Source organism: Hydrogenophaga sp. PML113 (assembly GCF_001777155.1).
Classification (GTDB): domain Bacteria; phylum Pseudomonadota; class Gammaproteobacteria; order Burkholderiales; family Burkholderiaceae_C; genus Hydrogenophaga; species Hydrogenophaga borbori.
In genome coordinates, this window is sequence record NZ_MIYM01000004.1 from 322,302 (window position 1) to 347,297 (window position 24,996).

The window sequence follows — 24,996 nt, forward strand, 5'->3', positions numbered from 1 at the left end:
CGCGGCCAATACCCCCACTTTTACAATGTCAAGCGTGAACCCCCTGCTCAACGCCGACCTGCACTGCCATTCCACCGTCTCGGATGGCACGCTGGCGCCCGAGGTCCTGGCCGCACGCGCCAAGGCCAATGGGGTCGAGCTCTGGGCCCTCACCGACCACGACGAACTCGGCGGCCAGCAGCGCGCCCTGGCCGCCGCGCGCGCCCAGGACCTGCCCTACCTCACCGGCGTGGAAATCTCCGTCACCTTCGCCGGCATCACCGTGCACATCGTCGGTCTGGGCATGGACCCGGGCGACCAGGCCCTGCTCGACGGCCTGCGCGCCACGCGCGGCGGGCGCGAGCAGCGGGCCCGCGAAATGGCCGATGGGCTGGCCCAGGTCGGCATACCAGACGCCTTCGACGGCGCGCTGCGCTACGTCGGCAACCCGGACCTGATCTCGCGCTCGCACTTCGCGCGCCACCTGGTGGACACCGGCGTCTGCAAGGACATCCCCGAGGTCTTCCGCCGCTACCTCAGCGAAGGCAAGCCCGGCTTCGTGCCGCACCGCTGGGCCGCGCTAGGCGATGCCGTGGGCTGGATCACCGGCGCCGGCGGCATCGCCGTCGTCGCCCACCCGGGCCGCTACAAGTTCACCCCCACCGAGGAATACGCCCTGTTCACCGAGTTCAAGCAGCACGGGGGCCGGGCGGTGGAGGTGGTCACCGGCGCCCACAGCCAGGCCGAGTACGCCAAGTACGCCGGCTTCTGCGCCGAGTTCGGTCTGGCCGCCTCGCGCGGCAGCGACTTCCACAGCCCCGACGAGAGCCACACCGACCTCGGGCAGCTGCCAGACCTGCCCGGCAGCGTGACCCCCGTGTGGACCCTGCTGGAAGAGCGGGTGCGTTGATGGGCGCCGCCGCGCCCCGGCCCGGTCAGGCCCTGGCCGGCATCGGCTTCCTGGTGGCCGCGACGGCCTGCTTCGCGGTGCTCGACACCACCGTCAAGGTGGTGGGCGCGGTGGTCTCGGTGCTGCTGGCGCTGTGGTTCCGCTACACCTTCCACGCGGTGGCGGTCACGGCCGTCATGCTGCCGCTGCGCGGGCGCGCGCTGCTGCGCACCGAGCACCCCCGCTACCAGGCGCTGCGCGGCGCGCTGCTGCTGTCGGTGAGCCTGGTGTCCTTCGTCGCCGTGCAGTACATGCCGGTGGGCGAGTTCACCGCCATCGTGATGGTCACGCCGCTGGCGGTGACGCTGCTGGCCGCCCTGTTCCTGGGCGAGCGCGTGGCCCCGCTGCGCTGGCTGCTGGTGGCGGGCGGCTTCGCCGGGGCGCTGATGGTGGTGCGCCCGGGCGGCGGTGTGCTGGGCTGGGCCGCGCTGATCCCGCTGGGAATGGTCTTCCTCTATGCCTGGTTCCAGATCCTCACCGCCAAGATGGCGCGCACCGAGGACCCGATGACCATGCACTTCTACACCGGCTGGGTCGGCGCCCTGATCGCCAGCCTGGCACTGCCCCTGGTGTGGCAGGCCGTGCCGGACGCGCGCACGCTCGCCCTGCTCTGCCTCATCGGGCTCATGGGCACGGTCGGGCACTTCCTGCTCATCCTGGCCTTCCAGCGCGCGCCGGCCTCCACCATCTCGCCCTTCCTCTACACCCAGATCGGCTTCGCGATGTTCTGCGGCTGGCTGGTGTACGGCCATGTGCCCGGCGCGCTCGAACTCGCCGGCATCGGCCTGATCGTGCTCTGCGGGGCGAGCGCGAGCTGGCTCACCGCGCGCGAGCAGCGCCTGCCGGTGGAGCCGCCGGAGGCCTGAGCGCGCCCGCACCATGACGGCCCTCACCGCGTCCGCCCCCGCCGCCCGCGCCCTCGCGGGCATCGCCTTGCTGATCGCGGCCACGGCCTGTTTCGCGGTGCTCGACACCACCGTCAAGCTGGTGGGCGCGGTGGTCTCGGTGCTGCTGGTCATCTGGTTCCGCTACCTGTTCCACGCGGTGGCCATGACGGCCTGGCTGCTGCCGCGCCGGGGCCGCGGCGCGCTGCGCACCGCCCACCCGCGCTTTCAGCTGTTGCGCGGCGCGCTGCTGCTCTCGCTCAGCCTCATGGGCTTCGTGGCGCTGCAGCGGATGCCGGTGGGCGAGTTCACCGCCATCCTCATGTTCACGCCGCTGGCCGTGACGCTGATGGGCGCCACCGTGCTGCGCGAGCGCGTGTCGGCCGGGCAGTGGCTGCTGGTGGCCGGCGGCTTCGCGGGCGTGCTGCTGGTGGTGCGCCCCGGTGGCGGCGACATCGGCTGGGCCAGCGCGCTGCCGCTGGCCATGGTGCTGCTCAGCGCCTGGTTCCAGATCCTCACCGCCAAGATGGCGCGCACCGAGGACCCCATGACCATGCACTTCTACACCGGCTGGGTCGGCGCCCTGGTCACCAGCGCCCTGCTGCCCCTGGTGTGGCAGGCCATCCCCGACGGGCGCACCCTGGGCCTGCTCGTGCTGGTGGGCATCGCGGGCACCGTCGGCCACCTGCTGCTCATCATGGCCTACCAGCGCGCCCCGGCCTCCACGCTCTCGCCCTACCTGTACTCGCAGATCGCCTTCGCCATGGCCTTCGGCTGGCTCGTGTTCGGCCACGTGCCGGGGGCGGTCGAACTCGCCGGCACGGCGCTCATCGTGCTGTGCGGTGCGCTCAGCGGCTGGCGCACCGCGCGCGGCCACCTGCCGATCCGCCCGCCGGAGGACTGACCACATGAGCCCCCACGCCCATCACTTCGTGTATTCGCTGCCCCCCGAGGGGGCGCAGACCGCCCTTGGGGCGGCCCGGCGGGTGGTCTGAACCATGTCCCAGCTCTTCAGCGTCCACCCCGACAACCCGCAGCCGCGCCTGCTCAAGCAGGCGGCGGCCGTGCTGCAGCGCGGCGGCGTGATCGCCGTGCCCACCGACTCCAGCTACGCCCTGGCCTGCCACCTGGACGACAAGGCCGCGGCCGACCGGCTGCGCCGCATCCGCCAGGTGGACGACAAGCACCACCTCACCCTGCTGTGCCGCGACCTGAGCGAGCTCGCCAGCTACGCCAAGGTGGACAACCGCCAGTACCGCCTGCTCAAGCTCGCCACGCCTGGGCCCTACACCTTCATCCTGGAGGCCAGCAAGGAGGTGCCGCGCCGCGTCAGCCACCCCTCGCGCAAGACCATCGGCCTGCGCGTGCCCGAGCACCGCGCGCTGCGCGAGCTGCTGGAGCAGCACGGCGCGGCCCTGCTGGCCACCACGCTCATCCTGCCCGGCGAGCCACACCCGCTGAACGACCCCGAGACCATCCGCGACCGCCTGCAGCACGAGGTGGACGCGGTGATCGACGCCGGCGCCTGCGCGCTGGAGCCCACCACCGTGCTCGACCTGGTGCCCATGGGCACCGGCGGCGAGCCCGAGGTGGTGCGCCAGGGCCAGGGCTCGCTGGCCCCGCTGGGGCTCTGAGGCCCCGGCGCCCGCGTCTGGGACAATCCGCGCATGGATATCGCCCTCATCGTCCAGACGGTCACGCTCTACGCCATCCCGGTGCTGTTCGCCATCACCCTGCACGAGGCGGCGCACGGCTACGTGGCGCGCCACTACGGCGACCCCACGGCCTGGCAGCTCGGTCGCGTCACGCTCAATCCGATGAAGCACATCGACCCCTTGGGCACCATCCTCATGCCGCTGCTGCTGTATTTCGCCACGGCCGGCACCTTCCTGTTCGGCTACGCCAAGCCGGTGCCGGTCAACTTCGGGCGGCTGCGCAACCCCAAGCGCGACATGATCTGGGTGGCCCTCGCGGGCCCGGCCTCCAACCTGCTGCAGGCCGCGCTGTGGCTGCTGCTGCTCTACGTGCTGCAGTCCATCGGTGTCAGCGAGCGCTTCTGGCTCGCCATGTGCCGCGCCGGCTTCGTCGTCAACCTGGTGATGTTCGCCTTCAACCTCTTCCCGCTGCCGCCGCTGGACGGCGGGCGCATCCTCACCGGCCTGCTGCCCTGGAAGCAGGCCGCCGCCTTCTCGCGCATCGAGCCCTACGGCTTCTTCATCGTGCTGGCGCTGGTGGTCACGGGCATCGTGGGCAACCTCTGGCTGCGCCCGCTCATGAACATCACCGGCAGCGCCATCGAATGGCTGCTCACCCCGATCCGTCTGCTCCTGCTCTGATATGAATCCCGTTCGCGTCCTCACCGGCATCACCACGTCCGGCACGCCCCACCTGGGCAACTACGTCGGTGCCATCCGGCCCACCGTGCGCGCCAGCCGCCTGCCCGGCGTCGAGAGCTTCTACTTCCTGGCCGACTACCACGCGCTCATCAAGACCAGTGGCGACCCGGCCCGCGTGCAGCGCTCCACGCTGGAGATCGCCGCCACCTGGCTGGCCTGCGGGCTCGACCCCGAGAAGGTCACCTTCTACCGCCAGTCCGATATCCCCGAGATTCCCGAACTCACCTGGATGCTCACCTGCGTGACCGGCAAGGGCCTGCTCAACCGGGCCCACGCCTACAAGGCCGCGCTGGACAAGAACGCCGCGGCCGGCGCCGAGCCCGACGACGGCGTGACCGCCGGCCTGTTCATGTACCCGGTGCTGATGGCGGCCGACATCCTGATGTTCAACGCCCACCAGGTGCCCGTGGGGCGCGACCAGGTCCAGCACCTGGAGATGGCGCGTGACATCGCCTCCAGCTTCAACCACCTCTATGGCGAGCACTTCACGCTGCCCGAAGTGGTCATCGAGGAACAGGTGGCCACCCTGCCCGGCCTGGACGGCCGCAAGATGAGCAAGAGCTACGACAACACCATCCCGCTGTTCGTGCCGCGCGAGCAGCTGAGGAAGCTCATCATGGGCATCGTCACCGACTCGCGTGCGCCCGGCGAACCCAAGTCCACCGAGGGCTCGGCCCTGTACCAGCTCTACCAGGCCTTCGCCAGCGCGGAGGAAACCGCTGCCCTGGCCAAGGCCTATGCCGAGGGCATCGCCTGGGGCGAGGCCAAGCAGCTGCTGTTCGAGCGGCTGGACCGCGAGATCGCGCCCCTGCGCGAGGTCTACGACGACCTGATCCAGGACCCCGCGCGCATCGAGAAAACCCTGAAGATGGGCGCGGCCAAGGCGCGCGCCACCGCCACCCCCTTCACCCAGCGCCTGCGCCACGCGGTGGGTCTGCGCCCACTGGACGCCCAGGCCGATAGGGCCGGTGCCTCGGCCAAGGCCGCCAAGGCGGCCCTGCCGGTCTTCAAGCAGTACCGCGAGAAGGACGGCCTCTTCTATTTCAAGCTCGCCGACGCCAAAGGCGAGTTGCTGCTGCAAAGCCAGGGTTTCGCCGCCCCGCGCGAGGCCGCCCAGGCCATGGCCCGGCTGCAAGCCGAGGGAAAGACCGCGCTCGATGCCTTGGCACCCCAATTGATTGCGCCCAATGATGTGGAGCGCGTCACGTCCGCGCTGCTGCAGTTGCGCGAATCGGCCACCTGAATTGGTTCACAATCGGCCCCCAGGCGGATAGCGCAACCCTCCTCCGCCTTCAGCGTGCCCCTGGGGAAGGGCGCCCGGCTATCGCCAAATCGGTTATATGCCGATATGCTGTGCCGTTAAACCAAATCATGAATTGCGCATCCTGACATGAGTATTTTTGTCATTGACGATCACCCGCTGATGCGCGAGGCCGTGGTCATGTTGCTGCGCCGCCTGCGCGCCTCGACCCAGGTGGTCGAGCTCGAGCGCCTGGCCTCGGTGAGCAAGGCCATCGCCGAACACGGCGAGCCCGAGCTCGTCTGTCTTGACCTGAAACTGCCCGACACCAACGGCGTCTCCGGTGTGCGCGAGATCCGTCAGATGCTGCCCGACACCTCGCTGATCGTGCTGTCGGCATCCCCTTCATCCGATTACGAAGACCTGGCCCGCGAGGCTGGCGCCGACGCCTATGTGGAAAAGTCCGCTGGCGCGGCCCAGATCGCCAAGGTGCTGCGCGAATTCCTGGCCGATGAGGTCGAGGACGAGAACGCCCCCACCATCCCCGACAAGCTGTCCAAGCGCCAGAAGCAGTTGCTCGTGATGCTGGACCGCGGCCTGTCCAACCGCGACATCGCCGAGCAGCTGCAGATCAGCGAGCACACCGTCAAGGTGCACCTGTGGCGGCTGTTCCGCCGCCTGAACGTGAAGAGCCGCTCCCAGGCCAGCCACCTGGCCCGCACCGCTGGCCTGCTGGACCTCTGAAGACCGAGCCCCTTCCCGCCAAAACCGCCGTCCACACGGCGGTTTTGTTTTGTCAGCCCCGTGCCACCACCGTGGGCTGCGGGTCGGCGGTGTCGTCCTGCTGGGTATAGGCCGGCAGCATCACACGAAACACGCTGCCCCGGCTGGCCTCGGACTGCAGCGCCAGTTGGTACCCCATGAGCGTGGCCAGCTTGGAGACGATGGTCAGGCCCAGGCCCAGGCTGTCCTCGGTGCCCTGGTGCTGGGAGACGCGAAAGAACTCCTGGAAGATGGCCTGCTGGTGCTCGCGCGCGATGCCCACGCCCGTGTCCCAGACCTCGAACACCACCATGTCCTGGCGGCGGCGCAGCGCCAGCAACACGCCGCCGCGCGTGGTGTGGCGCAGCGCGTTGGACACCAGATTGCCCAGGATGCGGCGCAGCACCACCGGGTCGGACCACAGCGTGATCTGCTGGGCCCGCGTGCGCAGCCGCAGCTGCTTGCCCGCGGCCACCGGCTCGAACTGCAGCGCGATGTCGGCGAACAGCTTGTGCACCTCCACGTGCTGCAGGCGCACCTTGTAGTTGCCGGCGTCGATGCGCGTGAGGTCGAACAGCGAGTCGAACAGCTCGTTGATGGCGCGCGTGGACTGCAGGATGCGCGGCGCGATGTCGCGCGCCATCTCGGGCTCGCTGGCCAGCCAGTCGGCGTACAGGCTGAGCGCGTGCACCGGCTGGCGCAGGTCGTGCGCGGCCGAGGCCAGGAATCGGTTCTTGGTGGACACGGCGCGCAGCGAAGCGCGCGTCTGCAGCGTGAGCGAGTCGATCAGTTCCTGGTTGGAGAACTGCAGCTCGAAGCTGGACCGGTAGACCTGGTGCAGGCGCACGCCGGCCATCTGCAGCAGGGCCCAGAAGACCACCAGCACCGCGAACAGGGCCGTGGTCTGCAGCGGGTCGGTGCGATCGAAATGGAGGACGGTGGCCAGCACCAGGCCGATCAGGGCGGACAGCGACAGCGCGTTGGTATAGGAGCGGTAGATGGGCCGGTAGGCGCTGTAGGCGGCCAGCGTCACCAGGCCCTGCCCCACCACCAACAGCGCGCAGATGAACTGGGTAATGAAACTGGCCTGCAGGTAGCTGAGCGCCACGGGCCCGCCCCAGAGCAGGCCGATGGCGGGCCAGGACCAGCCGTAGCGCTCGATGAACGCCTGGCGCTGCGGGCCGTCCACGCTGTCGTAGCGCAGGCGGTAGATGCCAATGAGTCGAAAACGGAGCACCAGGCTGATCAGCATGGCCGCCGTCCAGAGCACCAGGGCCGGGGTGGAAACCTCGCCGGCCATGAGGTAGACCAGGATCGGCAGCGACAGCCCGCCCAGCAGCAGGGTGGACCCGAGGTTGTCCATCATCACCCCCACGAGCTGGGAATTGACCCAGGCGTCGCGCACCTCTGGCGCGGCCGGAACGTGCTGGTGGGTGGCGGGCTGGGTGTCGACGAGCATGGCGGCGGCGGAAGGGTCGCGCGATTGTGCACGGCGAAACGGCGGCTGCGGCGGAACCTGGAGGGGTTTCGCCGCCTGCTAGAATCGCGGGCTTCGACACGGAGAGATGGCAGAGTGGTCGAATGCACCGGATTCGAAATCCGGCGTACAGGTTCTCCTGTACCGAGGGTTCGAATCCCTCTCTCTCCGCCACCCCTTGTTGTCCTTCAAGGGTTCTCGGCCAGTTCGGCCACCCTCCCCATCCCTTCACCCATCATTCGGCGGGGTGACTGCGCGATACGGGGCGAGACTTCTGCACCCAGTTTGGCCGCCTCAGTCGCAGAGGACCGTCGTAACCTAGGCCTTCGCCCCTTTGCGGCGCGGGGTAGGTAGATCGGCCACCAAGTCAGCGGCCGTCATTCCCAGTCCATGGGCGATGCGCCAGATGTTGAACAGCGAAACATTCCGTTCGCCCCGCTCCACGGAACCAATGTAGTTCGCGTGCAGGCTGGCTCGCTCCGCCAGTTCCTCCTGCGTGATGAGCTTGTCGTGTCGATGCTTTCTGACAGTTGCACCGAACGCCACCTGAACGCGCGCCAACTGCTTCTCCGTCTCCGGATCACGCGGCTGCGGTTGGACTACCGCGTCCAACTTTCCGACGACGGATCGACCACCCGCGTCGAAGCCAGAGGTTTCCGGACCTTCACGGAGGTGGTGGCCGGCGTGGCCAGCGCCCTCTACATCAGTGATGCGCAGGAAAAGGTCCTGGCCGCGGAGGCAGCGGCCAAGAATGGGCCATCTGCCACGGCTCCCTCGCCCGAGCCCGCCACCCCCGTATCCCCGACAACCGCTGTGCCTGACGCGGGGGCTATCGCAACCCAGGAGTACCAAGCCGCCGACAAACTGCTCAATGAGGCCTATCAGGCCGCAAGGGCAACAATGACCGACGCACAGCGAGTCGCCCTACGTGACCAGCAACGCGAATGGATCAAGACACGTGATGTAACCTGCTCGGCCGAGCGAATCGAGGTCGACTCGAAAGGCGACATTGCTGGTGGCACCGCCATGGAACTGGCCATCGTCGGGTGCAAGTCCCGCCTGACCAGCGAGCGCGCAAAGCAGCTCTCGGCCAGCAAGGGCTGACCGAGGTGGCGCCCATGACCATCTTCGAGCCGCGCAAGGACTTCCGGGCATTTGAGTCCGAGACAGGAATTCAGTCGCTAACGGAAGTCTTTGCGCTGTATCTCGCCGACTATCAAGACATCTCTGTGCGCGTGGCTGGTCAACGCATCGACCCGAAGGCTGTCATCGCAACGCGCAGGGCCTTTCCCCTGGCCGACATCGTCGCCGACAGCGTGGCGCATGCCGTCCGCTTGGAGATCGTCGAGTGGCGCGGCATCTCGCAGCGAGCCCTCTTCCTCTGCAACGAGAAACGATTTCCGTTGTCGGCCAGTGGAGCGTGCTCACCGAAGAACTGCAGTCGGCCATCGCGATGCGCCTGCTGCAGCGCTTCGAGGAAGCGCCGCCGGAACAACCGAGAGAGCACGCGCACCGGCAGGAAGAACCCGCGACGGCAGGTGATCCAGTGCTCGCCGTCCCGCGCCACGCCACCACCAGGAACGATGCCGTGGACGTGCGGGTGATGTGTAAGTGCCGAGCCCCAGGTGTGCAGCACCAATGTCACGCCCAGTCGAGCGCCCAGGTGCTTCGGATCGGCGCCAATGGTCAGAAGGGCCTGTGCGGCGATATCGAACAGCAGACCGTAGACCACCTCCTTGTTGAAGTACGCGATCTCGGCGATGGGCGCTGGCAGTGTGAAGACCACGTGGTAGTACTCCACTGGCAGCAGATCGACGGTGCGTGCCTGCAGCCAACGCCGCGCGGCGCTGGATTGGCACTTCGGGCAGTGGCGGTTGCGGCAGGAGTTGTAAGGATGCTGTCGAGGTGTTCCACTTCGCCCGCAAGAACGCGCGTTTCGCAAGCGCCGCAAAGCCCCTCGCGGCAACTGTGATCGGGCGATAGTCCTGCCTCCAGCATGGCGTCCAGCACCGAGCAGTCGGCACGTACCTCAATACGCCGCGTGCTGCGACGCAATTCCAGGGTGAAGGTCGTGGGCTCGGTCGACGCGGTCAGTGTCGGCACAGCCGCGAAGCGTTCGATATGCGCGTTAGGCAACTCCAGCACTTCGCAAGCCGACAGGAAGGCGTCCAACATCGGACCGGGTCCGCAGGCGTAGAAGTGGCTGTGTTTGGCAAACGGACGCAGCCGTTCGCGCAGGTCCGGGGGCCCACCCGCCTCGTCGTCGAAATGCCAGTGCACGCGCAGCGTGGGCGAGGCTAGCTCGTTCAGGCGCTCTAGGAAGGCCGCATCTGCGCGCGAGCGCGCGCAGTAAACAAGGTCAGCCGAACGCCCTGAGGCAGACAGGCGGTCGAGCATGCACAGGATGGGCGTGATGCCGATTCCGCCGGCCACGAACACCGAATGCGCGGCCGAATCGTGCAGAGGAAAGTTGTTGCGCGGTGCCGAGATCGTTAGCAGTTGCCCCACGCGCAACTGCTCATGCACGAAAACTGAACCGCCGCGGCTCTTGCGGTCCTTGAGCACGCCGACCACGTAACGCCCGGTCTCACCGGCCGGGTTTAGCAGCGAGTAACTGCGCACTAGGCCGTTGTCCAGGTGTAGGTCGATGTGCGCACCAGGCGCGTGCGGCGGGAACACCACTCCCGCGTGCTCGGGGCGCAGTTCGACGCTCACCACGTCGCGCGCCTCGTAACGCAGGCAATGGACGCGGGCCTTGAGGGTGGCAGTCGTCATCGCCTATCCCTCACATGATGTGAAGGCCGCCATCCACCATCAGCGTGGTGCCGGTGATGAAGGAAGCCTCGCCTGAGGCGAGCCACAGGATCGGCCAGGCAATCTCCTCAGGGCGCGCCCAGCGTCCTATGAGCGAGGTGTCCTTGCGTTCGGTGCTGAGCTGTTCCACGCTCTTGCCCGCCGCCGAAGCGCGGCCCACGTGAAAATCGGTCAACGTGGATCCCGGGCATACCGCATTGACGCGCACACCGTGCGCCGATTCCTCGAACGCCAAGGTGCGTGTGAAGGCCAGTTGTGCGGCCTTGGTGGCGTCGTACAGCGCCATGCCCCTGCGGCCGGTGACAGCGTAGCAGGAGGACACGTTGACGATGGCGCCCGCGCCCGAGCGGCGCAGCGCCGGCAGCGCGGCCTGGCAGTAGTTGGACATGCCCGCCAGGTTCACCGCCACGATGGCCTGCCAGTCGGCGGGCGACACCTCGGCCGCCGGCAGGTAGTTGCGCATGGCGGCGTTGTTCACCAGCACGTCCAGCGCGCCCCAATCGTCCAGGCAGTGGGCCACTGCGGCCTGCGCTCGCGCCGGGTCCGACACGTCGGCCGCGACACACAACAGGCGCGCCTCGGGCTGCGCTTCGAGGATCGCCGCGCGCGTGCGCTCCAGCGCCTGCGCGTCAGCGTCCACCATCGCCACCGCCGCGCCCTCGCGGCAGAACAGGGCGGACGCGGCCGCGCCGATGCCGGCGCCCCCGCCCGTGATCATGGCCACGCGGCCGGCCAGTCGCAACGATGCCATGCCTGTCCTCAATCCAGCTTGATGCCGTTGTCCTTGATGACCTTGCCCCAGCGCGTGATCTCAGACGAGATCCAGGCGCTGAACTCGCGCGGCGTGCCGGCCACCACCTCGAACTCCATCTCGTGCAGGCGGGCCAGGATGTCGGGCGACTTCAGGATCTTCACCATCTCTTCGTTGTAGCGCTTGATGATGTGCGGCGGCGTACCCGCCGGCGCGAGGAAGCCGATCCACGAAGTGGCCTCGAAGTCCTTCAGACCCGACTCCGCCAGCGTGGGCACATCGGGCGTGCTGGGGAATCGCTTCAGGCCAGTGCTGGCCAGCAAGCGCAGCTTGCCTTCCTTGACGAAGCCCTGCACGTTGCCCGGCACGAAGAAGCCGGTCTGCACCATGCCGGCCACCAGGTCGGACACCGCGGGTGCGGCGCCCCGGTAGGGGATGTGCGTGATGTTGAAGCCGGCCTCCGACTTCATCATCTCCATCGTCAGGTGCGAGGCGCTGCCCACCGAGACCGAGCCGTAGTTCAACTTCTGCGGGTTCGTCTTGGCGGTTGCGATGAATTCCTTGACGCTGGTGATGCCCGTGGCCGGGTTCACCACCAGATACTGGGGCGACTTCACCGCCAGCGTGATGGGCGCCAGGTCCTTCATCGGGTCGTAGGGCATCTTGTTGAAGAGGCTCACGTTGATGGCCAGCGGCCCGTTGTAGCCCACCAGCAGGTGGTGGCCGTCGGGCGCGGAGCGCACGATGTCCAGCGCGCCGATGTTGCCGCCCGCGCCACCCTTGTTCTCCACCACGAAGGGCTGGCCGAACACCTCCTGCAGCTTGGGCGCCACCAGGCGGGCGAGCACGTCGTTGGTGCTGCCCACGATGGGCACCATGATGCGCACCGGCTTGGTGGGCTTCCAGTCGGCCGCGCTCTGAGCCCACGAGGGGCTGGCGGCGGCCACACCCAGCAGGGCGGCGGCGAGAAGGGATCGGCGTGGGAACATGTCTTGTCTCCTATGGTTGGTGTGTGTGGCCGGCTCAGGCCCTTACAGAGTGAAAACCGGCTTCTCGATACTGTTGGCCAGATGCTCTTTGGCCCACTCGACGGGGTTCTGCTCCTTGGGCAGCAGGACGCCGGCGGGCCGCACCCGCTGCTGGCTGGCGTCCAGCGCAGGAGGAGTGATCCCCTGTTCAATTCCCGTTGCGGCTTCTGCCAGCATGCGACGCGCCATCACGATGGCCTTGTCGGTGGGCAGCAGTTGCTCGGCCTCGTGGTTCTGGATCGGGCCCATGCTTTCCTGCAGGGAGTAGTCCTGCGCGGAGAAGCCGAACACGCCGCTGTACGAACGCTTCTCGCGCTGCGCCACACGGTCCATCAGGTAGTCGTTGTCGCGATTGGCCTTGGGGACGAAACTACCCGGGGCCTCGTACTCCACGTGGATGCCCTGACCTGCCTCCATGGCCGAACGCTCTTCGTCGGTCAGCGGACGGAAGGGCTGCCAGTTGATGCTCCACGCCCAGCAATGGTGGTCGTCGATGGGGACCCACACGTGGCCACCCAGTGCGTGCTCGCCGAAAGGCGCGATCAGCGTGAACCAGGGGAACAGCCACTGCGTGACGCGCCAGTAGTAGGAGTCGGGCTCGCCATTGCGACGGCCGAACAGACCCAGGCCGTATGGCGTTTTTTCGATCTCGAACACCACGTTGCCATCGGCCTTGATGTAGTCGAGCGCCTTCACGCCCTGGTGCATCGGGTCGGTGTCCACCTCGTAGCGGTGCACGTAGGACACGTGCGCGGTGTCGATGCCACCTTCCATCGCCTGCAGCCAGTTGCTGTATTGCAGCCGCTTGGACACGTACACGTGGCTCTCGGGCAGTGTGCACCACTCGATTTCGGGCGGGGCGGGCTGGTGCTCGGCTGGACCCATGTACGCCCAGACAATGCCGCCGCGCTCCACGCAGGGATAGCCCTTGATGTGCATGCGCGCGCACGACTGGGGCGAAGACGGGACGTCCACGCACTTGCCGTCGCCGTCGAATTTGACGCCGTGGTACGCGCAACGAATGCCGTTTTCTTCGTTGCGACCGAAGTACAGCGATACGCCACGGTGCGAGCAGAACTCACTGATCAGGCAGCGCCATCGACGCGGAGTTGATCAATAAGCTGCACACGAGCAGCTTCACCGACTCGGCCCACAACGTGGTCTTCATCGGCGGTCCTGGGACCGGCAAGACGCACTTGGCTACAGCCCTGGGTGTTCAAGCCGTGCACCGCCACGGCAAGCGGGTGCGCTTCCACTCCACGGTGGAGCTGGTCAACGCGCTGGAGATCGAGAAAGCCCAGGGCAGAGCCGGGCAGATCGCACACCGCCTGATGTACGTGGACATGCTCATCCTGGACGAGCTGGGCTACCTGCCGTTCAGCCAGTCGGGCGGTGCGCTGCTCTTCCACCTGCTCTCCAAGCTCTACGAGCACACCAGCGTGGTCATCACCACCAACCTCAGCTTCGGGGAGTGGAGCCAGGTCTTCGGCGATGCCAAGATGACCACTGCGCTGCTCGATCGCCTCACGCATCACTGCCACATCGTGGAGAATTCCCTTTTTCGCGTGCGCCCGTGCGTGCGCGCGCGTTTTTTTATTTAAGGGTGTCCACCAACACACCTCGATGGCTCGCTACCGCAACATTTTTGAAGCACGCGCAGCGGGCCCAGGCCCTGAGACAGTTTCAGCCCCGCCTACCCCCACCGCCAGCGAGTCTGAGGCCCCTGCAGTGCAGGGGCTTTTTTGTTGGGCGAACGCGTGAGGCCTGGCGCTGAGTTGCGCAGGGCTTGAGCGTTTGTCCCGGCGCTCAAAAGTACCGGAGCGGAGAGGTGCTCGATCCGGACGAAGCGGCAAGCAGCGTCAGCTTTTCATGGGGGGTGCCGTGAACCCGACGCATTGACTTGCAGGGCGTTAGACAGGCCCTCAACGCCGGCACAGCTTCACCGGCCCCAGCCCCTGGCAGCCCCGGCGCTGGGTTTCCACGCTGCACTTCAGGTCGTAGGCCGAACCCTTCCACGCCCACACCGGCTCGCAGAAGCCCGCCGTGCCGATGCGCAGGTCCCGCCAGCCCTGGCTTCGTGTCGGCAATGGCGTGACGCTCGCGCCGGGAAAACCCAGTTGCTGCGCATAGCGGCCCTGCGCGTCTTTCACGAACAGGAACACCGAGGAGCCGGTGTGGCCCGAGGTGCAGCCATTGCCCGCGATCACCAGCACCTCGGGCACGCCGTCGCTGTTGAGATCCAGCACCTGGGTCTCGTGCGCGATCTCGCCGCAATCGGGCGCGATCAAGGCCTTGCCGCCCGGGGCGATCCGGTAGTCGAGCAGGCGGAAGATGGCCTGCTGATCGGCCTCGGGCAGCCGGCTGGCCGCGTCGCCGAACAACAGGCGCGGCCCCGCCGGCTGGGCCCAGGCCGCCGCAGCGGTGGTGAACCACAGCGCGGCCAGCCAGCGCGAGCGCCATGCCACGAAGCGCTCCTCAGAGCTTGGGTGCCGCACCGCGCGACAACCGCGCCTTCACGGCCTCTTGCCGTTGCTGCTCCACCCAGTCCCTGGCCTTCTGGTGCGTGCCGGCCCAGGCGCCGTAGTCCACCAGCCGCACCGTGAGGTTGTGCACCGGCTCGCCGGCCATGCTGGCGGCGGCGGCCAGCCCGCAGGTCGAGGGGTCTCGCGGCACATAGCCCTTGTCCTGGCCGCGTTTGAGGCCGCTCAGGATGTCGGATGCTTCGCCCACCCCGATCACCGTGGTGTTGGGCGTGCTGCGCCAGCACATGGGTTTGCCGGGCTCCCCCCAAACGAAGTTGGTGGTGGTGTTGCTCTTGCCGCTGGTGGTGGGCGAGCCGTAGCGCTGCGCCAGCTGGGCACCGAGCTGGGCCTGCGTGGGAGGAGACTTCAGGCTCACCTGACGCGTCATGCCGAGCACACGCGACGCGCTGGGCGGCGGTGCGAAGTAGAGCCGGAAATCCTCGCGGCCTTGCGCGTCGTCGAAGGTCACCCACAGCTCGTACAGAAAGGGCGGCGTGTTGAGCTGTTGCACGCCGTCGCTGTAGTTGTAGGTCATGTTGCGCTTCTGCACGCGCATGCCGGGGCGGTGTGCGGTGAGCGCGGCCATCGCTTCGGCTTCGCTCATGCCCGGGCGCAGGCCCACGATGTCAAACGACGGTTGGGCCGCGGCGGGCTGGCACAGCGCGGCGGCCATGGCGAGCAGCCCGGCCGAAGCGCGCCGGAAAACGGCGTAACGCATATCGACTGTCCTCGGTTGTGATGGGCCCATGCTAGGTCGCGCGGGCATGCGAGGCACCTCCCAAATGGGAGGTGCGCCCATGGGCGGTGCGAGGCGCGCGGCGATGCCGGGCGGGGTCACGACCTCAGTGCATCTGCAGCGGCCAGGCCGACTGCGTGACCCGCACCAGCAGCGCGATCAGTTCGCTCTGTCGCGTGGACCCGGTTTTCTGGAACAGGATCTTCAGGTACCAGCGCGCGGTGGCATAGCTCATGCGCGCGCGCGAAGCGGCTTCGCGCAGCCCTCCCCCGTCCATCAGCGACAGCGCCAGCCGCGCTTCGGCCCCGGTGAGTCCGAACAGCGCGGCCAGCGTCTCGCGCGCCTGTGCGACCGGCGGCGCCAGCGGTTCCGACAGGCTCACGAGGACGGCCGCCTGCGGCGACACGAACACGCTGCGCGTGCTGCGCAGGGGCGTCATCTGCAGCACCAGCCCCTGAACCACGAGCGCGGCCGGCTGGAGCGGTTCGGCCCAGGTGCTGCCGGCCGTGCAGGCGTTCAGCAGGGCATCGAGACGCGCCTGGTCTTGCGGCTCGCGCGCGGCGAGCCGGCCGCCGCGCAAACAGAAGCCCTTGCCGCGCGCGAGCAGCCGCAGCGCCGCCTGGTTGGCCTGCAGCAAGGCCCCTTGCGCGTCGAGCACGGCCATGCCCTGCTCGATCCGATCGAGGGCCGTCGTGCTGTCGCTGCAACGCTGCGTCAGCGTGTCGAGCTTCACCACCATGCGCATGGCGCGCTCCATGTGCCTCGCGAGCCGATCGAGGCGGCGCTGCTCGGCGAGGCCGAAGCTGCCGCGACCGGGCTCGCGCAACAGGCTGAAGTTGAGCACCAGGCCCTCCTGCACCCACGGCGTGATGCCCATGGTGTGCGCGAGGCCCTGCGGCCGCAGCCACTCGTTGAAGTAGGTCGAGCGCCGCAAGGCCGCCGGGTCACCCAGGTGAGCGAGCATGCGTTCCTCGGTGCGGACCACGCCTGGCCGGTGCAGCTCGGGCGTTTTCAGGCAGGGGTTGTCGGGCAGGTAGAAACTGGCCGAGAAGCGCTTGATGTGTGCCCGATCGACGCCTTCGATGCGAACGGGCCGCAGAGCGCGCGCGCGCAGGTCCAGGCAGTACAAGGCTTCCACCCGCGAATGGAACAGGGCACGCAGCGCCCGCATGGCATCGTCCCAGGCGGCTGGGTCGATCACGGCGTCGTACAGGGCCTCGGTGGCCCGGTGCATGAGGACATCGGGTCGGGACATGCCGGCGTTTTAGCCGATATCGGCACTCGGCCGGCGCGTCCGACGGGCGCCGCAGGACCGCTCAGCCGGCTCGGCCGGATGCCGCCAGTTGCTCGCGCAACTGCGCCTTGAGGATCTTGCCGGCCGCGTTCTTGGGCAGCTCCGCGGCCTGCAGGTAGCGCTTGGGTCGCTTAAAGCGCGCGATGTGCTCGATGCAGAGTTGGTCCAGTTCCTGCGCCGTGGCGGCCTCGCCGTCGCGGCAGCTGTAGACGGCCACCACCGATTCGCCCCAATCGGCGTCCGGCATGCCGAGCACGCACACCTCGCGGATTGCGGGGTGGCGCAGCAACACCTCCTCGACCTCGCGCGGGTAGATGTTGGTGCCGCCACTGATGATCACGTCCTTGCTGCGGTCCTTCAGCGTCAGCAGGCCGTCCGCGTCGAAGGCGCCGACGTCGCCCGTGTACAGCCAGCCGTCCCTGAGGGTCTTGCGGGTCGCGTCTGGCAGGTTCCAGTACCCCAGCATGACCGTGGGCGCGCGCACCACGATCTCGCCCGTCTCGCCCACCGGCAGGGCCTCGCCGCGGTCGTCCAGGATGCGGATCTGCACGCCGGTCTGCGCGTAGCCGCAGGACGCCAGGCGCGCCTGCAGCCGGGGGTGGCCGCGCTCGTGCTGCGAGCGCGTCAGCGAGCTGATGGTCATGGGCGTTTCGCCCTGGCCGTAGATCTGCGCCAGGCGTTCGCCAAAACGGTCCATGGCCTGCACGCAATCGGCCACGTACATCGGCCCGCCGCCATAGACGAGCGTCTGCAGGCCGGGCAGGTCGGTGGCCGCCGACAGCGTGAGCCGGGTGACCATGGTCGGCGCGGCGAACATCGACACGCCCCGGTGCACGGCCATCAGGCGGTCGATCTCGTCGACCTCGAAGCCGCGCGACTCGGGGCAGATGTGCAGCGAGCCGTGCAGCACGTGCGGCAGGATGTACAGGCCCGAGCCGTGCGACATGGGCGCGGCGTGCAGGATGGCGCGGCCCATGCCTTCGGGCTCGACGTCGTTGGTGTAGGCGCTGGCCATCGCCAGCAGGTTGGCGTGGCTGAGCATGGCGCCCTTGGGCCGTCCGGTGGTGCCGCTGGTGTAGAACAGCCAGGCCAGGGCGTCCGGTGCCACCGGCTCGGGCGCCATCGGGGGCGCGCCCAGCAGGCGCTGGTAGTCGGCACCTCCGACCGCGATCCCGGGCGTGCGCGGCACCAGGCCGAGCGCGTCCAGCGCGTCCTGGTGGCCCGGGTCGTGGAACAGCGCGCGCGCCTGGCAGTCGTCCAGGATGAAAGCCAGCTCGCGCGCGTGCAGCTTCACGTTGACCGGCACGACCACCAGACCACGCGCCCAGCAGCCGAACATCAGGGCCAGCCACTCGGGCTGGTTCTTCATGAAGATCACCACCCGGTCGCCGGGCCGGCAGCCCAGGCGGGCCAGCCCGGCCGACACGTCCAGGGCACGCTCGAGCAGATCGCCGTAGCGCGCCACGACCCGTTCGCCCAGGGCCACGGCCGGGGCCTGGGGCCGCTGCGTGGCGGTGCGCCACAACAGGCCGAAAACACCGTGATTGAAATGCATGGGAACCCTTTCAGCGCCGCGGCATCGGCTGGTAAGTCTGCCAGCCGGAGCCCGCCAGCCAGCCGCAGTCCACCACCAGGGTGGTGCCCGTGACCGCGGCGGCCTGGTCGGACAGCAGGAAGCGCACGCTCGCGGCGATCTCCTGGGGGGTCGCGAAGCGGCCCATGGGCACTTGCGACAGGATGGCGTCCGCGTCGCGCAGGCCGGCGTCGATCTTGTCCTGCAGCGCCTGCGTCAGCGTGAAGCCGGGCGCCACGGCGTTGATGCGCACACCGTGCGGCGCGTAGGCCACGGACAGCGAGGCCGTCAGGTTCTCCAGCGCCGCCTTGGCGGGACCGTAGGCCAGCAGCGGCGTGGCGCGCTGCGCGGTGACCGAGGACACGGTGACGATGGCGCCGCGCCCGGCCACCCTCATGCGCTCGCCCCACAGGCGGCAGCAGTGGTAGCTGCCGTGGTAGTTGATGCGCCAGACCCGCTCGTGCACGGCCAGGTCCAGCGTTTCGATGCCGTGCATGGGCTGCAGCACGCCGGCGGCCAGCACCATGTGCTCGACCCGCACGCCGCGCGCGTCGAGATCGGCGGCAATGGCCTCCAGCGCGGCCGCGTCGGACACATCGACCTCGCGCGTCTCGACCGCCACGCCCAGCGGGGACAGGCGCGAGCGCGCCGCCGCCAGGCCGGCTGCGTCCACGTCCAGCAGCACCAGGGCGCTGCCTTCTTGCGCTAGCGCCTGCGCGCAGGCCAGGCCGATGCCGCTGGCACCGCCGGTGACGAGGGACCAGCGCCCCCCGAATGCTTGTGTCTCAGCCAATCCAGGCCCCTCCGTTGACGTCGATGACCTGGCCCTGCACGTAGCTGGCCGCCGGGCTCATCAGAAACGCGATGATCCGCGCCACCTCCACCGGCTCCGCGGCCCGCCCCAGCGGGATGCGCGAGGCGTCGTACGAGCGGCCCTCGATCATGGGGGTCAGCGTGACCCCGGGCGCGACGGCGTTGACGCTCACGCCGCGCGGCGCGGCGCGCTGCGCCAGCCAGCGCGCCGCGGTGTGCAGGGCGCCCTTGCTCGCCGCGTACTGCCCGCCGGCCAGCAGGCCGCCGTTGCGCGCCGCCATGGACCCCACGAGCACGATGCGCCCCCGGCCGCGCGCGGCCATGGCGTCGAGCATGCGCAGGCTCAGCCGCAGCGGGGCCGCCACGTTGATGCGGAACACGGCCTCGAAGCTCTCGTCCCATGCCGCGGACGCGGGGTCGAGCCCGGACTCGTCCGGGCACACCGCGCTGGTGATGGCCAGCGCATCGACGTCGCCGCACAGCGCCAGCAGGCGGTCCTGCTCCGAGGTGTCGGACAGGTCCATCGCCAGCCACCGGTGCGAGGCCGCCCCGCACAAGGCGTTTCGCAGGTCCTCGCCGGGCAGCTGCCGGTCGACCAGGGTCAGGCGCGCGCCGAGGGCCGCGCCGATGCGCGCGAGCGCCCAGCCGATGCCGCCCACGCCCAGGATCAGCGCGTGCTGTCCCCTCAGGTCGACGCCCAGCGCGTCGATGCCTTCTTCCGGGTTCATCGTGTCGTCTCCCTATCGAAACACCGCGTCGCGCAGCGTGAGCGAGATCTCCGGCACCGCCGAGATCAGCCCCAGGCAGAGGATGACCACGCCCACGAACGGCAGCAGCGGCTTGACGAGCTGGTCCAGGGGGATGCGCGCCACCGCGCAGGCGGCGAACAGGTTCACCCCCACCGGCGGCGTGATCATGCCCAGGGCCAGGTTCACGATGACGATCAGCCCGAAGTGCACCGGGTCGATGCCGAAGAAAACCGCCACCGGGGCCAGGATCGGCGCCAGCACGATGATGGCCGCCCCGGTCTCGACGAACATGCCGATCAGGAACAGCGCGAGGTTGACGCCCAGCAGGAAGTTCATCGGCGTCTTGAGCGTTTCCTGCAGGTAGTGGCCCAGGGTCTCCGGGATACCAGCGTAGTTCACGAGGTAGGAGAACAGGCCCGCGTTCATGATGATGAACATGATCACCGAGGTGGTGACCGCCGACTGGCGCAGCACGCGCGGCAGCGCGCGCCAGCTCAGCCCCTTGTAGACGAACAGGCCCACGAGCACGGCGTAGACCACCGCCACCGCCGAGGCCTCGGTGGGCGTGAAGATGCCGCCGTAGATGCCGCCCAGGATGATCACCGGCATCATCAGCGCCCAGAACGCGTTGCGCCCGGCCACCCAGAGGGCCAGCCGGCCCTCGCCGTCGCGCTTGCCCATGCCCGTCACGCGCGCCCAGATGAGCACGTAGAGCATCAGCGCCCCCGCGATGAGCACGCCCGGGCCGATGCCGGCGACGAACATCTCGCCGATCGAGACCTCGGCCGCGACGCCGTACAGGATCATGGGCACCGACGGCGGCACGATCACCCCCAGCTCCGCCGAGGTGGCCTGCAGCGACGCCGCCCAGTTCGTGGGATAGCCCATGCGCACCAGGGCCGGGATGAGGATGGAGCCGACGGCGAACGTGGTGGCCACGGACGAGCCCGACACCGCCGCGAAGATCAGGCAGGTGAGCACGCAGCTGAGCGCCAGGCCGCCCTGGATGCCGCCCACCAGCGCGCGGGCGAACTCCACCAGGCGCTGCGAGATGCCGCCCTCTTCCATCAGCTTGCCGGCCAGGACGAAGAAGGGCACCGCCAGCAGCGGAAACTTGTCGAGGCTGGAGAACATCTCCTTGGGCACCACCACCAGCGGCAGGCTGCCCGACATCAGCACGCCGCCCAGGCTGGCCAGGCCGATCGACACGGCCACGCTGACGCTGAGCGCGAAGCACAGCAGCATCGTGCCGAACATCATTCCTGGCATGCCATGCCTCCAAACTCGCGCCGGCCCGGCGTGTCTTGCGACGGGGCGATGAACTGGGCGACCAGGGCGATGGCGGCGAAGGCCGCGCCCACCGGAATGGCCGCGTAGGCCCAGGTCATGGACAGCTCCACGCTGGCGAAGCTCTGAAAGCGAACCCGCCAGGCCATGTCGGTACCGATCCAGGCGACCGTCACCAGGAACACCAGCGAGAGCAGGAACACGCTCGATCGCACGAAGGCCCGCAGCCAGGCCGCCCGCACGCGGTTGATGACATCGACGCAGATGTGCGCGCCGTAGCGAAAGCCGATGGACAGCCCGATCGCCACCAGCCAGATCATGGCCCGCCGCAGGAACTCCTCCGACCAGGGCGAGGGTTCATGCAGCACGAAGCGCGTGGCCACCTGGAAGAAACCCAGCAGGGCCATCGCACCCATCAACACAGTGAGCGCGAGCGCGCACAGGCGCTCGCACCCATTGGCAAACCCCAGGTAGGCGCGACGCACGTTCGGGCTCACTGCACGCGCTGGATGGCCGCGATGTCGGGGCCGAACTGGGACTCGAACTTCTTGAAGGTCGGCGCCAGCGCCTTGCGGAACTCGGCCGTGTCCGGGCGCGTGATGCTCATGCCTTCTTTCTCCAGCAGGGCCACGGCGGTCTGCGCCTCGCGGGTCACGCGCTCACGCTGCGCCGCCGCGCCGGCCTTGGCGGCGTTGAGGAACAGCTGCCGGTCGGCGGCGTTGAGCTTGGCCCACAGCGCCGGGCTGGCGATGAGCAGGGTCGGCGAATACACGTGCGAGGTGAGCGCCAGGTGCTTCTGCACCTGCCACAGCTTGGCCGTCACCAGGATGGACAGCGGGTTCTCCTGTCCGTCGATGGTGCCCTGCTGGAGCGCGGTGTAAACCTCCGGCCAGGCCATCGGCGTGGGCAGCGCGCCCAAGGCGCGGAAGCTCTCCACGTGCACCCGGTTTTCCATCGTGCGCAGCTTGATGTTGGCCAGGTCGCCCGGCGCGCGGATCTCGCGCCGCGAGGTCGTCAGGTGGCGAAAGCCGTTCTCGCCCCAGGCCATGGCGATCAGGCCCTTGGCCGGGAAGGCGGCGAGCAGCTTCTGGCCCACCGCGCCGTCGAGGGCGGCGCGGGCGTGTTCGGTGTCGCGGAACAGGAAGGGCACGTCCAGCACGCGGATGTCGGGCACGAAGTTGCCCACCGTGCCACTCGACACGAAGGCGACGTCGAGCGAGCCGATCTGCGCGGACTCGACCATCTCACGCTCGTTGCCCAGGGTCGCGTTGGGGGCCTGGCTGCACTTGAAGCGGTTCGCAGACCCCTTCTCCAGCGTGTCGCAGAACGCATCGGCGCCAGCGCCATAGTGGCTGTCGCGGGACACCGCGTAGCCGATCTTGACGATCTGCTGGGCGTGGGCGGCGGCGCCGGCCAGCGTGGCGCCGGCCACGGCGATCGCCGCCGCGAGGGTGCGGAAGGTGCTCATGTTGTGTCTCCTGGTTGTCGGTTGAATCGGGATCAGTTCTTGTAGGACGGGTCAAGGCGGTCGAGCTTGCGCAGCAGGGCCGGCCATTCGCGGTTGGCGTCGCTGCTGAAGTCCTCCTGCCATTGCTGGTCGGTCAGCGCGCACACCTGCGGCTCGGGCACCAGCAGGCGCTGGCCGGTCGACTGGGCCGTGATCTGGGCCTGCGCCGCCTTCTCGAGGTAGTACATCTCGACGAAGGCGCCCCCCACCGTCTTGCCCACGGTCAGGGTGCCGTGGTTGCGCAGCACCAGCGCGCGGTGCTGGCCCAGGGCCGCGACGATGCGCTCGCGCTCCCCCGTCGACAGGGCGATGCCTTCGTAGTCGTGGTAGCCGATGCGCCCGTAGAAGCGCAGCGCGTGCTGACTCAGCGGCTGCAGGCCGTCGGGCAGCATGGACAGGGCCATGCCGTGAATGGTGTGCAGGTGCATGACGCTGCCCATGTCTTCGCGCGCCTGGTGGACACCCCCATGAATGACGAAGCCGGCGGCGTTGGGGCGATAGGGTGTGTCGCCGATGACATTGCCGTCGTAGTCGATCTTCACCAGCGAGGAGGCCGTGATCTCGTCGAAGGCCAGCCCCAGCGGGTTGACGAGGAAGTGCCCCGACGTGCCCGGCACACGCGCCGAGATGTGGGTGTAGATGAGGTCGTCCCAGCCATGCATCGCGCACAGGCGGTAGGCTGCGGCGAGGTCCACGCGCACCGCCCACTCTTCGGCGGTGATGCCCACGGGGTCGGGCCGCCGGTTCGCGTCGAGTTCGAAGCTGCGAAAGCTGGTCTGGCCGGCCTGCGCGGCCTGTTCGGCGGATTGCTGCATGATGGGGAGCGTCTCCTTTTTATAAACTGAACGTTCAGTATATTAACATCGCGACACCATGTCTACTCGAACGCCTTCCGACAATTCAGTGGCTGAAAGCAAGAGACCGCGCGGGCGCACGCGCAGCAAGGAGGCCGAAGAGGCGGTGCTGGATGCCGCCTATGCCCTGCTGTCGGAGCACGGCCTGCAGGCCACGACGGTCGATGCCATCGCGGCCCGGTCGAAGGTGAGCAAGGCCACCATCTACAAGTGGTGGCCCAACCGCGCCGCGATCATCATGTCGGCCTTCCGGCGCGAGTCGCTGGTGGCGATCCCCTATCCCGATCGGCTGTCGCTGGACGTGGTGATCGACCGGCTGCTCAACATGAGCGAGCAGTTCCGAGGCCCCCTGGGGCGCATGATGGCCGCGCTGATCGCGGAAGGGCAGTCCGACCCGGCGCTGGCCGAGGCGTTTCGCGAAGGCTATATCCGGGCCCGGCGCGAGGAAGGTGTTCGCATCGTCAAGTCCAGCATCGCCGATGGCACCGTGCGCAACGCCGACCCGGAGGTCATCCTGGACGTGCTCTATGCCCCGCTGTACTACCGCCTGCTCGTGGGCCACCAGACCCTGACGCCGAAGTTCGTGCGCGAGTACCTCGACCTCGCCATGCACGGCGTGCTGAGCGAGAACGTCAAGCTCGACGCGGTCCGGGCCAAGAAGCCGGCGAAACCACCAAAAAAGGGCCAGGACACGAAGGCGCCCGCCGCGCGCGCGGGCACCCGCTCCTCCTAGGCGGGGGCCCGGCTGCCTTGCGCCTCCCTCACCAGGCCCACGAACTTGCGCGCCAGCACGCGCGGTGAATCGCGGCCGTCCGGGTTGAACCACAGGGTCGCCCAGTTGAGCGCGCCCATGAGCATCAGGCGCAGGGCGCGCCGGTCGGTCCCCGCCGGCAGGGGCAGCTGCGCCACGACCTGGCGAAAGACCTGCTCGTAGCTGTCCCGCAGCTCCCGCAAGCGGTCCGCGGCCTGCGGAATGTCATCGGGCAACACACGGATCAGGACCTGGGCGTAGTCGCTGTCGCGCAAGACGGTCTCCAGGTGCGCCTTGCACATCGCCTCCAGGCGGTCCCAGGGATCGGTCTCCTTCGCCACGGCTTCGGTGGCCGCCTTTTCCAGTTCGATCACGCCGGCCTGGTACACCGCGAGCAGCAGGTCTTCCTTGGAAGGGAAGTGGTAGTAGAGCGAGCCCGGCAGCATCTTGATTTCGACGGCGATGTCCCGCATGGACGTCGCGGCGTACCCGCGGCGGGCAAAGAGGCGCGCCGCGGCATCCAGCAGCTCCGGCAGTCGGTTGTCGGATCGGGGCGATCGGGCCGGTTTGGTGCTGGACATAGAGGCAGTCGTCGGTGGGATGGGTTGGGGAAAAACACGCCTTGAGGCC

25 protein-coding genes, 1 tRNA gene and 4 pseudogenes are annotated in these 24,996 nt (G+C 68.6%); 11 read left to right on the forward strand and 19 right to left on the reverse strand.

Annotated features, from left to right (window positions below; genetic code table 11):
• Positions 1 to 25 precede the first annotated feature (25 nt).
• The 7 genes from BHU06_RS09965 (at position 26) to BHU06_RS09995 (ending at position 6,192) form a co-directional block, all read left to right on the forward strand.
• Entirely contained in the window at positions 26 to 889 is an 864-nt protein-coding gene (locus tag BHU06_RS09965; RefSeq protein WP_070399016.1) for a 3',5'-nucleoside bisphosphate phosphatase, read from the forward strand.
• Positions 889 to 1,794, forward strand: a complete 906-nt coding sequence (locus BHU06_RS09970) for a DMT family transporter (protein WP_070399017.1) — start codon at positions 889 to 891, stop codon at positions 1,792 to 1,794. The genes BHU06_RS09965 and BHU06_RS09970 overlap by 1 nt, the downstream gene beginning before the upstream one ends.
• Before the next feature lie 13 nt (positions 1,795 to 1,807).
• A complete protein-coding gene (locus BHU06_RS09975; RefSeq protein ID WP_070399018.1) occupies positions 1,808 to 2,716 on the forward strand; it encodes a DMT family transporter in 909 nt (302 codons plus the stop codon).
• A gap of 94 nt (positions 2,717 to 2,810) precedes the next feature.
• Positions 2,811 to 3,446, forward strand: a complete 636-nt coding sequence (locus tag BHU06_RS09980) for an L-threonylcarbamoyladenylate synthase (RefSeq protein ID WP_070399019.1) — start codon at positions 2,811 to 2,813, stop codon at positions 3,444 to 3,446.
• A gap of 33 nt (positions 3,447 to 3,479) precedes the next feature.
• Complete coding sequence (locus BHU06_RS09985) at positions 3,480 to 4,148, forward strand: site-2 protease family protein (RefSeq protein ID WP_070399020.1); 669 nt, start codon at positions 3,480 to 3,482, stop codon at positions 4,146 to 4,148.
• Position 4,149: 1 nt separating this feature from the next.
• A complete protein-coding gene (locus BHU06_RS09990; RefSeq protein ID WP_070399021.1) occupies positions 4,150 to 5,451 on the forward strand; it encodes a tryptophan--tRNA ligase in 1,302 nt (433 codons plus the stop codon).
• Between the two features lie 147 nt (positions 5,452 to 5,598).
• On the forward strand, positions 5,599 to 6,192 hold the full coding sequence (locus BHU06_RS09995) for a response regulator transcription factor (protein WP_009517829.1): 594 nt from the start codon (positions 5,599 to 5,601) through the stop codon (positions 6,190 to 6,192).
• A 52-nt stretch (positions 6,193 to 6,244) separates the two neighbouring features.
• Here the strand turns inward: BHU06_RS09995 and BHU06_RS10000 are convergent, their stop codons facing one another.
• The gene (locus BHU06_RS10000; protein ID WP_070399022.1) at positions 6,245 to 7,669 is read right to left on the reverse strand and encodes a HAMP domain-containing sensor histidine kinase; all 1,425 of its coding nucleotides are present in this window, start codon (positions 7,667 to 7,669) and stop codon (positions 6,245 to 6,247) included.
• A 100-nt stretch (positions 7,670 to 7,769) separates the two neighbouring features.
• Here BHU06_RS10000 and BHU06_RS10005 point away from each other — a divergent pair.
• A tRNA-Ser gene (locus tag BHU06_RS10005) sits at positions 7,770 to 7,861 on the forward strand.
• 144 nt (positions 7,862 to 8,005) lie between these two features.
• On the opposite strand, the gene BHU06_RS22085 is transcribed toward BHU06_RS10005, so the two are convergent.
• Positions 8,006 to 8,233, reverse strand: coding sequence for a helix-turn-helix domain-containing protein (locus BHU06_RS22085; protein ID WP_368072910.1), 228 nt, complete (start codon positions 8,231 to 8,233; stop codon positions 8,006 to 8,008).
• Here BHU06_RS22085 and BHU06_RS10010 point away from each other — a divergent pair.
• The gene (locus BHU06_RS10010; RefSeq protein WP_139147036.1) at positions 8,204 to 8,791 is read left to right on the forward strand and encodes a lysozyme inhibitor LprI family protein; all 588 of its coding nucleotides are present in this window, start codon (positions 8,204 to 8,206) and stop codon (positions 8,789 to 8,791) included. The genes BHU06_RS22085 and BHU06_RS10010 overlap by 30 nt on opposite strands.
• A 301-nt stretch (positions 8,792 to 9,092) precedes the next feature.
• Here BHU06_RS10010 and BHU06_RS10015 read toward each other — a convergent pair.
• From BHU06_RS10015 to BHU06_RS23165, 6 genes and pseudogenes are all read right to left on the reverse strand, one after another.
• Positions 9,093 to 9,575 (reverse strand): annotated as a pseudogene (locus BHU06_RS10015) (transposase); the annotation flags it as partial.
• A gap of 59 nt (positions 9,576 to 9,634) precedes the next feature.
• Positions 9,635 to 10,462 (reverse strand): annotated as a pseudogene (locus BHU06_RS23105) (oxidoreductase); the annotation flags it as partial.
• Between the two features lie 10 nt (positions 10,463 to 10,472).
• The gene (locus tag BHU06_RS10020) at positions 10,473 to 11,252 is read right to left on the reverse strand and encodes an SDR family NAD(P)-dependent oxidoreductase (protein ID WP_070399024.1); all 780 of its coding nucleotides are present in this window, start codon (positions 11,250 to 11,252) and stop codon (positions 10,473 to 10,475) included.
• A gap of 8 nt (positions 11,253 to 11,260) precedes the next feature.
• On the reverse strand, positions 11,261 to 12,241 hold the full coding sequence (locus BHU06_RS10025) for a tripartite tricarboxylate transporter substrate binding protein (RefSeq protein ID WP_070399025.1): 981 nt from the start codon (positions 12,239 to 12,241) through the stop codon (positions 11,261 to 11,263).
• Positions 12,242 to 12,283: 42 nt separating this feature from the next.
• Positions 12,284 to 13,219 carry an aromatic ring-hydroxylating dioxygenase subunit alpha gene (locus BHU06_RS10030; RefSeq protein ID WP_254668148.1) on the reverse strand — a complete coding sequence of 312 codons (936 nt, stop codon included), beginning with the start codon at positions 13,217 to 13,219 and terminating at the stop codon, positions 12,284 to 12,286.
• A gap of 72 nt (positions 13,220 to 13,291) precedes the next feature.
• Positions 13,292 to 13,369 (reverse strand): annotated as a pseudogene (locus BHU06_RS23165) (hypothetical protein); the annotation flags it as partial.
• A gap of 20 nt (positions 13,370 to 13,389) precedes the next feature.
• Here BHU06_RS23165 and istB point away from each other — a divergent pair.
• Positions 13,390 to 13,881 (forward strand): annotated as a pseudogene (gene istB / locus BHU06_RS10035) (IS21-like element helper ATPase IstB); the annotation flags it as partial.
• A 321-nt stretch (positions 13,882 to 14,202) separates the two neighbouring features.
• Here the strand turns inward: istB and BHU06_RS10040 are convergent.
• From BHU06_RS10040 to BHU06_RS10085, 10 genes are all read right to left on the reverse strand, one after another.
• Entirely contained in the window at positions 14,203 to 14,745 is a 543-nt protein-coding gene (locus BHU06_RS10040) for a hypothetical protein (RefSeq protein ID WP_070399026.1), read from the reverse strand.
• A gap of 10 nt (positions 14,746 to 14,755) precedes the next feature.
• Positions 14,756 to 15,520: a hypothetical protein gene (locus tag BHU06_RS10045; RefSeq protein ID WP_070399027.1), complete on the reverse strand. Its 765-nt coding sequence runs from the start codon at positions 15,518 to 15,520 to the stop codon at positions 14,756 to 14,758.
• A gap of 124 nt (positions 15,521 to 15,644) precedes the next feature.
• Positions 15,645 to 16,793: a helix-turn-helix transcriptional regulator gene (locus BHU06_RS10050; RefSeq protein WP_139147037.1), complete on the reverse strand. Its 1,149-nt coding sequence runs from the start codon at positions 16,791 to 16,793 to the stop codon at positions 15,645 to 15,647.
• 61 nt (positions 16,794 to 16,854) lie between these two features.
• Positions 16,855 to 18,387 (reverse strand): class I adenylate-forming enzyme family protein, encoded by a 1,533-nt coding sequence (locus tag BHU06_RS10055; RefSeq protein WP_070399029.1) that lies wholly within the window; start codon positions 18,385 to 18,387, stop codon positions 16,855 to 16,857.
• Positions 18,388 to 18,397: 10 nt separating this feature from the next.
• The gene (locus BHU06_RS10060; RefSeq protein ID WP_070399030.1) at positions 18,398 to 19,198 is read right to left on the reverse strand and encodes an SDR family NAD(P)-dependent oxidoreductase; all 801 of its coding nucleotides are present in this window, start codon (positions 19,196 to 19,198) and stop codon (positions 18,398 to 18,400) included.
• Positions 19,191 to 19,946 (reverse strand): SDR family NAD(P)-dependent oxidoreductase, encoded by a 756-nt coding sequence (locus BHU06_RS10065; RefSeq protein WP_070399031.1) that lies wholly within the window; start codon positions 19,944 to 19,946, stop codon positions 19,191 to 19,193. Before BHU06_RS10065 ends, BHU06_RS10060 begins: the two co-directional genes overlap by 8 nt.
• A 12-nt stretch (positions 19,947 to 19,958) precedes the next feature.
• Positions 19,959 to 21,236 (reverse strand): TRAP transporter large permease, encoded by a 1,278-nt coding sequence (locus BHU06_RS10070; protein WP_070399032.1) that lies wholly within the window; start codon positions 21,234 to 21,236, stop codon positions 19,959 to 19,961.
• The gene (locus tag BHU06_RS10075; RefSeq protein WP_139147038.1) at positions 21,224 to 21,739 is read right to left on the reverse strand and encodes a TRAP transporter small permease; all 516 of its coding nucleotides are present in this window, start codon (positions 21,737 to 21,739) and stop codon (positions 21,224 to 21,226) included. Before BHU06_RS10075 ends, BHU06_RS10070 begins: the two co-directional genes overlap by 13 nt.
• Positions 21,740 to 21,747: 8 nt before the next feature.
• Positions 21,748 to 22,722, reverse strand: a complete 975-nt coding sequence (locus BHU06_RS10080; protein ID WP_070399033.1) for a TRAP transporter substrate-binding protein — start codon at positions 22,720 to 22,722, stop codon at positions 21,748 to 21,750.
• A gap of 32 nt (positions 22,723 to 22,754) precedes the next feature.
• Positions 22,755 to 23,576: a class II aldolase/adducin family protein gene (locus BHU06_RS10085; protein ID WP_083293148.1), complete on the reverse strand. Its 822-nt coding sequence runs from the start codon at positions 23,574 to 23,576 to the stop codon at positions 22,755 to 22,757.
• An 88-nt stretch (positions 23,577 to 23,664) separates the two neighbouring features.
• On the opposite strand from BHU06_RS10085, the gene BHU06_RS10090 reads away from it, so the two are divergent.
• Positions 23,665 to 24,348: a TetR/AcrR family transcriptional regulator gene (locus tag BHU06_RS10090; protein WP_070399034.1), complete on the forward strand. Its 684-nt coding sequence runs from the start codon at positions 23,665 to 23,667 to the stop codon at positions 24,346 to 24,348.
• Here the strand turns inward: BHU06_RS10090 and BHU06_RS10095 are convergent.
• Entirely contained in the window at positions 24,345 to 24,947 is a 603-nt protein-coding gene (locus tag BHU06_RS10095) for a TetR/AcrR family transcriptional regulator (RefSeq protein ID WP_070399035.1), read from the reverse strand. The genes BHU06_RS10090 and BHU06_RS10095 overlap by 4 nt on opposite strands.
• Positions 24,948 to 24,996 lie beyond the last annotated feature (49 nt).

Excerpts from the sequence above, each read along its gene's own strand:
- BHU06_RS09965 (WP_070399016.1), top strand. The coding sequence starts at position 26 with ATGTCAAGCGTGAACCCCCTGCTCAACGCCGACCTGCACTGCCATTCC.
- BHU06_RS09970 (WP_070399017.1), top strand. The coding sequence starts at position 889 with ATGGGCGCCGCCGCGCCCCGGCCCGGTCAGGCCCTGGCCGGCATCGGC.
- BHU06_RS09975 (WP_070399018.1), top strand. The coding sequence starts at position 1,808 with ATGACGGCCCTCACCGCGTCCGCCCCCGCCGCCCGCGCCCTCGCGGGC.
- BHU06_RS09980 (WP_070399019.1), top strand. The coding sequence starts at position 2,811 with ATGTCCCAGCTCTTCAGCGTCCACCCCGACAACCCGCAGCCGCGCCTG.
- BHU06_RS09985 (WP_070399020.1), top strand. The coding sequence starts at position 3,480 with ATGGATATCGCCCTCATCGTCCAGACGGTCACGCTCTACGCCATCCCG.
- BHU06_RS09990 (WP_070399021.1), top strand. The coding sequence starts at position 4,150 with ATGAATCCCGTTCGCGTCCTCACCGGCATCACCACGTCCGGCACGCCC.
- BHU06_RS09995 (WP_009517829.1), top strand. The coding sequence starts at position 5,599 with ATGAGTATTTTTGTCATTGACGATCACCCGCTGATGCGCGAGGCCGTG.
- BHU06_RS10000 (WP_070399022.1), bottom strand. The coding sequence starts at position 7,669 with ATGCTCGTCGACACCCAGCCCGCCACCCACCAGCACGTTCCGGCCGCG.
- BHU06_RS10010 (WP_139147036.1), top strand. The coding sequence starts at position 8,204 with ATGCTTTCTGACAGTTGCACCGAACGCCACCTGAACGCGCGCCAACTG.
- BHU06_RS10020 (WP_070399024.1), bottom strand. The coding sequence starts at position 11,252 with ATGGCATCGTTGCGACTGGCCGGCCGCGTGGCCATGATCACGGGCGGG.
- BHU06_RS10025 (WP_070399025.1), bottom strand. The coding sequence starts at position 12,241 with ATGTTCCCACGCCGATCCCTTCTCGCCGCCGCCCTGCTGGGTGTGGCC.
- BHU06_RS10030 (WP_254668148.1), bottom strand. The coding sequence starts at position 13,219 with ATGCACATCAAGGGCTATCCCTGCGTGGAGCGCGGCGGCATTGTCTGG.
- BHU06_RS10045 (WP_070399027.1), bottom strand. The coding sequence starts at position 15,520 with ATGCGTTACGCCGTTTTCCGGCGCGCTTCGGCCGGGCTGCTCGCCATG.
- BHU06_RS10050 (WP_139147037.1), bottom strand. The coding sequence starts at position 16,793 with ATGTCCCGACCCGATGTCCTCATGCACCGGGCCACCGAGGCCCTGTAC.
- BHU06_RS10055 (WP_070399029.1), bottom strand. The coding sequence starts at position 18,387 with ATGCATTTCAATCACGGTGTTTTCGGCCTGTTGTGGCGCACCGCCACG.
- BHU06_RS10065 (WP_070399031.1), bottom strand. The coding sequence starts at position 19,946 with ATGAACCCGGAAGAAGGCATCGACGCGCTGGGCGTCGACCTGAGGGGA.
- BHU06_RS10070 (WP_070399032.1), bottom strand. The coding sequence starts at position 21,236 with ATGCCAGGAATGATGTTCGGCACGATGCTGCTGTGCTTCGCGCTCAGC.
- BHU06_RS10080 (WP_070399033.1), bottom strand. The coding sequence starts at position 22,722 with ATGAGCACCTTCCGCACCCTCGCGGCGGCGATCGCCGTGGCCGGCGCC.
- BHU06_RS10085 (WP_083293148.1), bottom strand. The coding sequence starts at position 23,576 with ATGCAGCAATCCGCCGAACAGGCCGCGCAGGCCGGCCAGACCAGCTTT.
- BHU06_RS10095 (WP_070399035.1), bottom strand. The coding sequence starts at position 24,947 with ATGTCCAGCACCAAACCGGCCCGATCGCCCCGATCCGACAACCGACTG.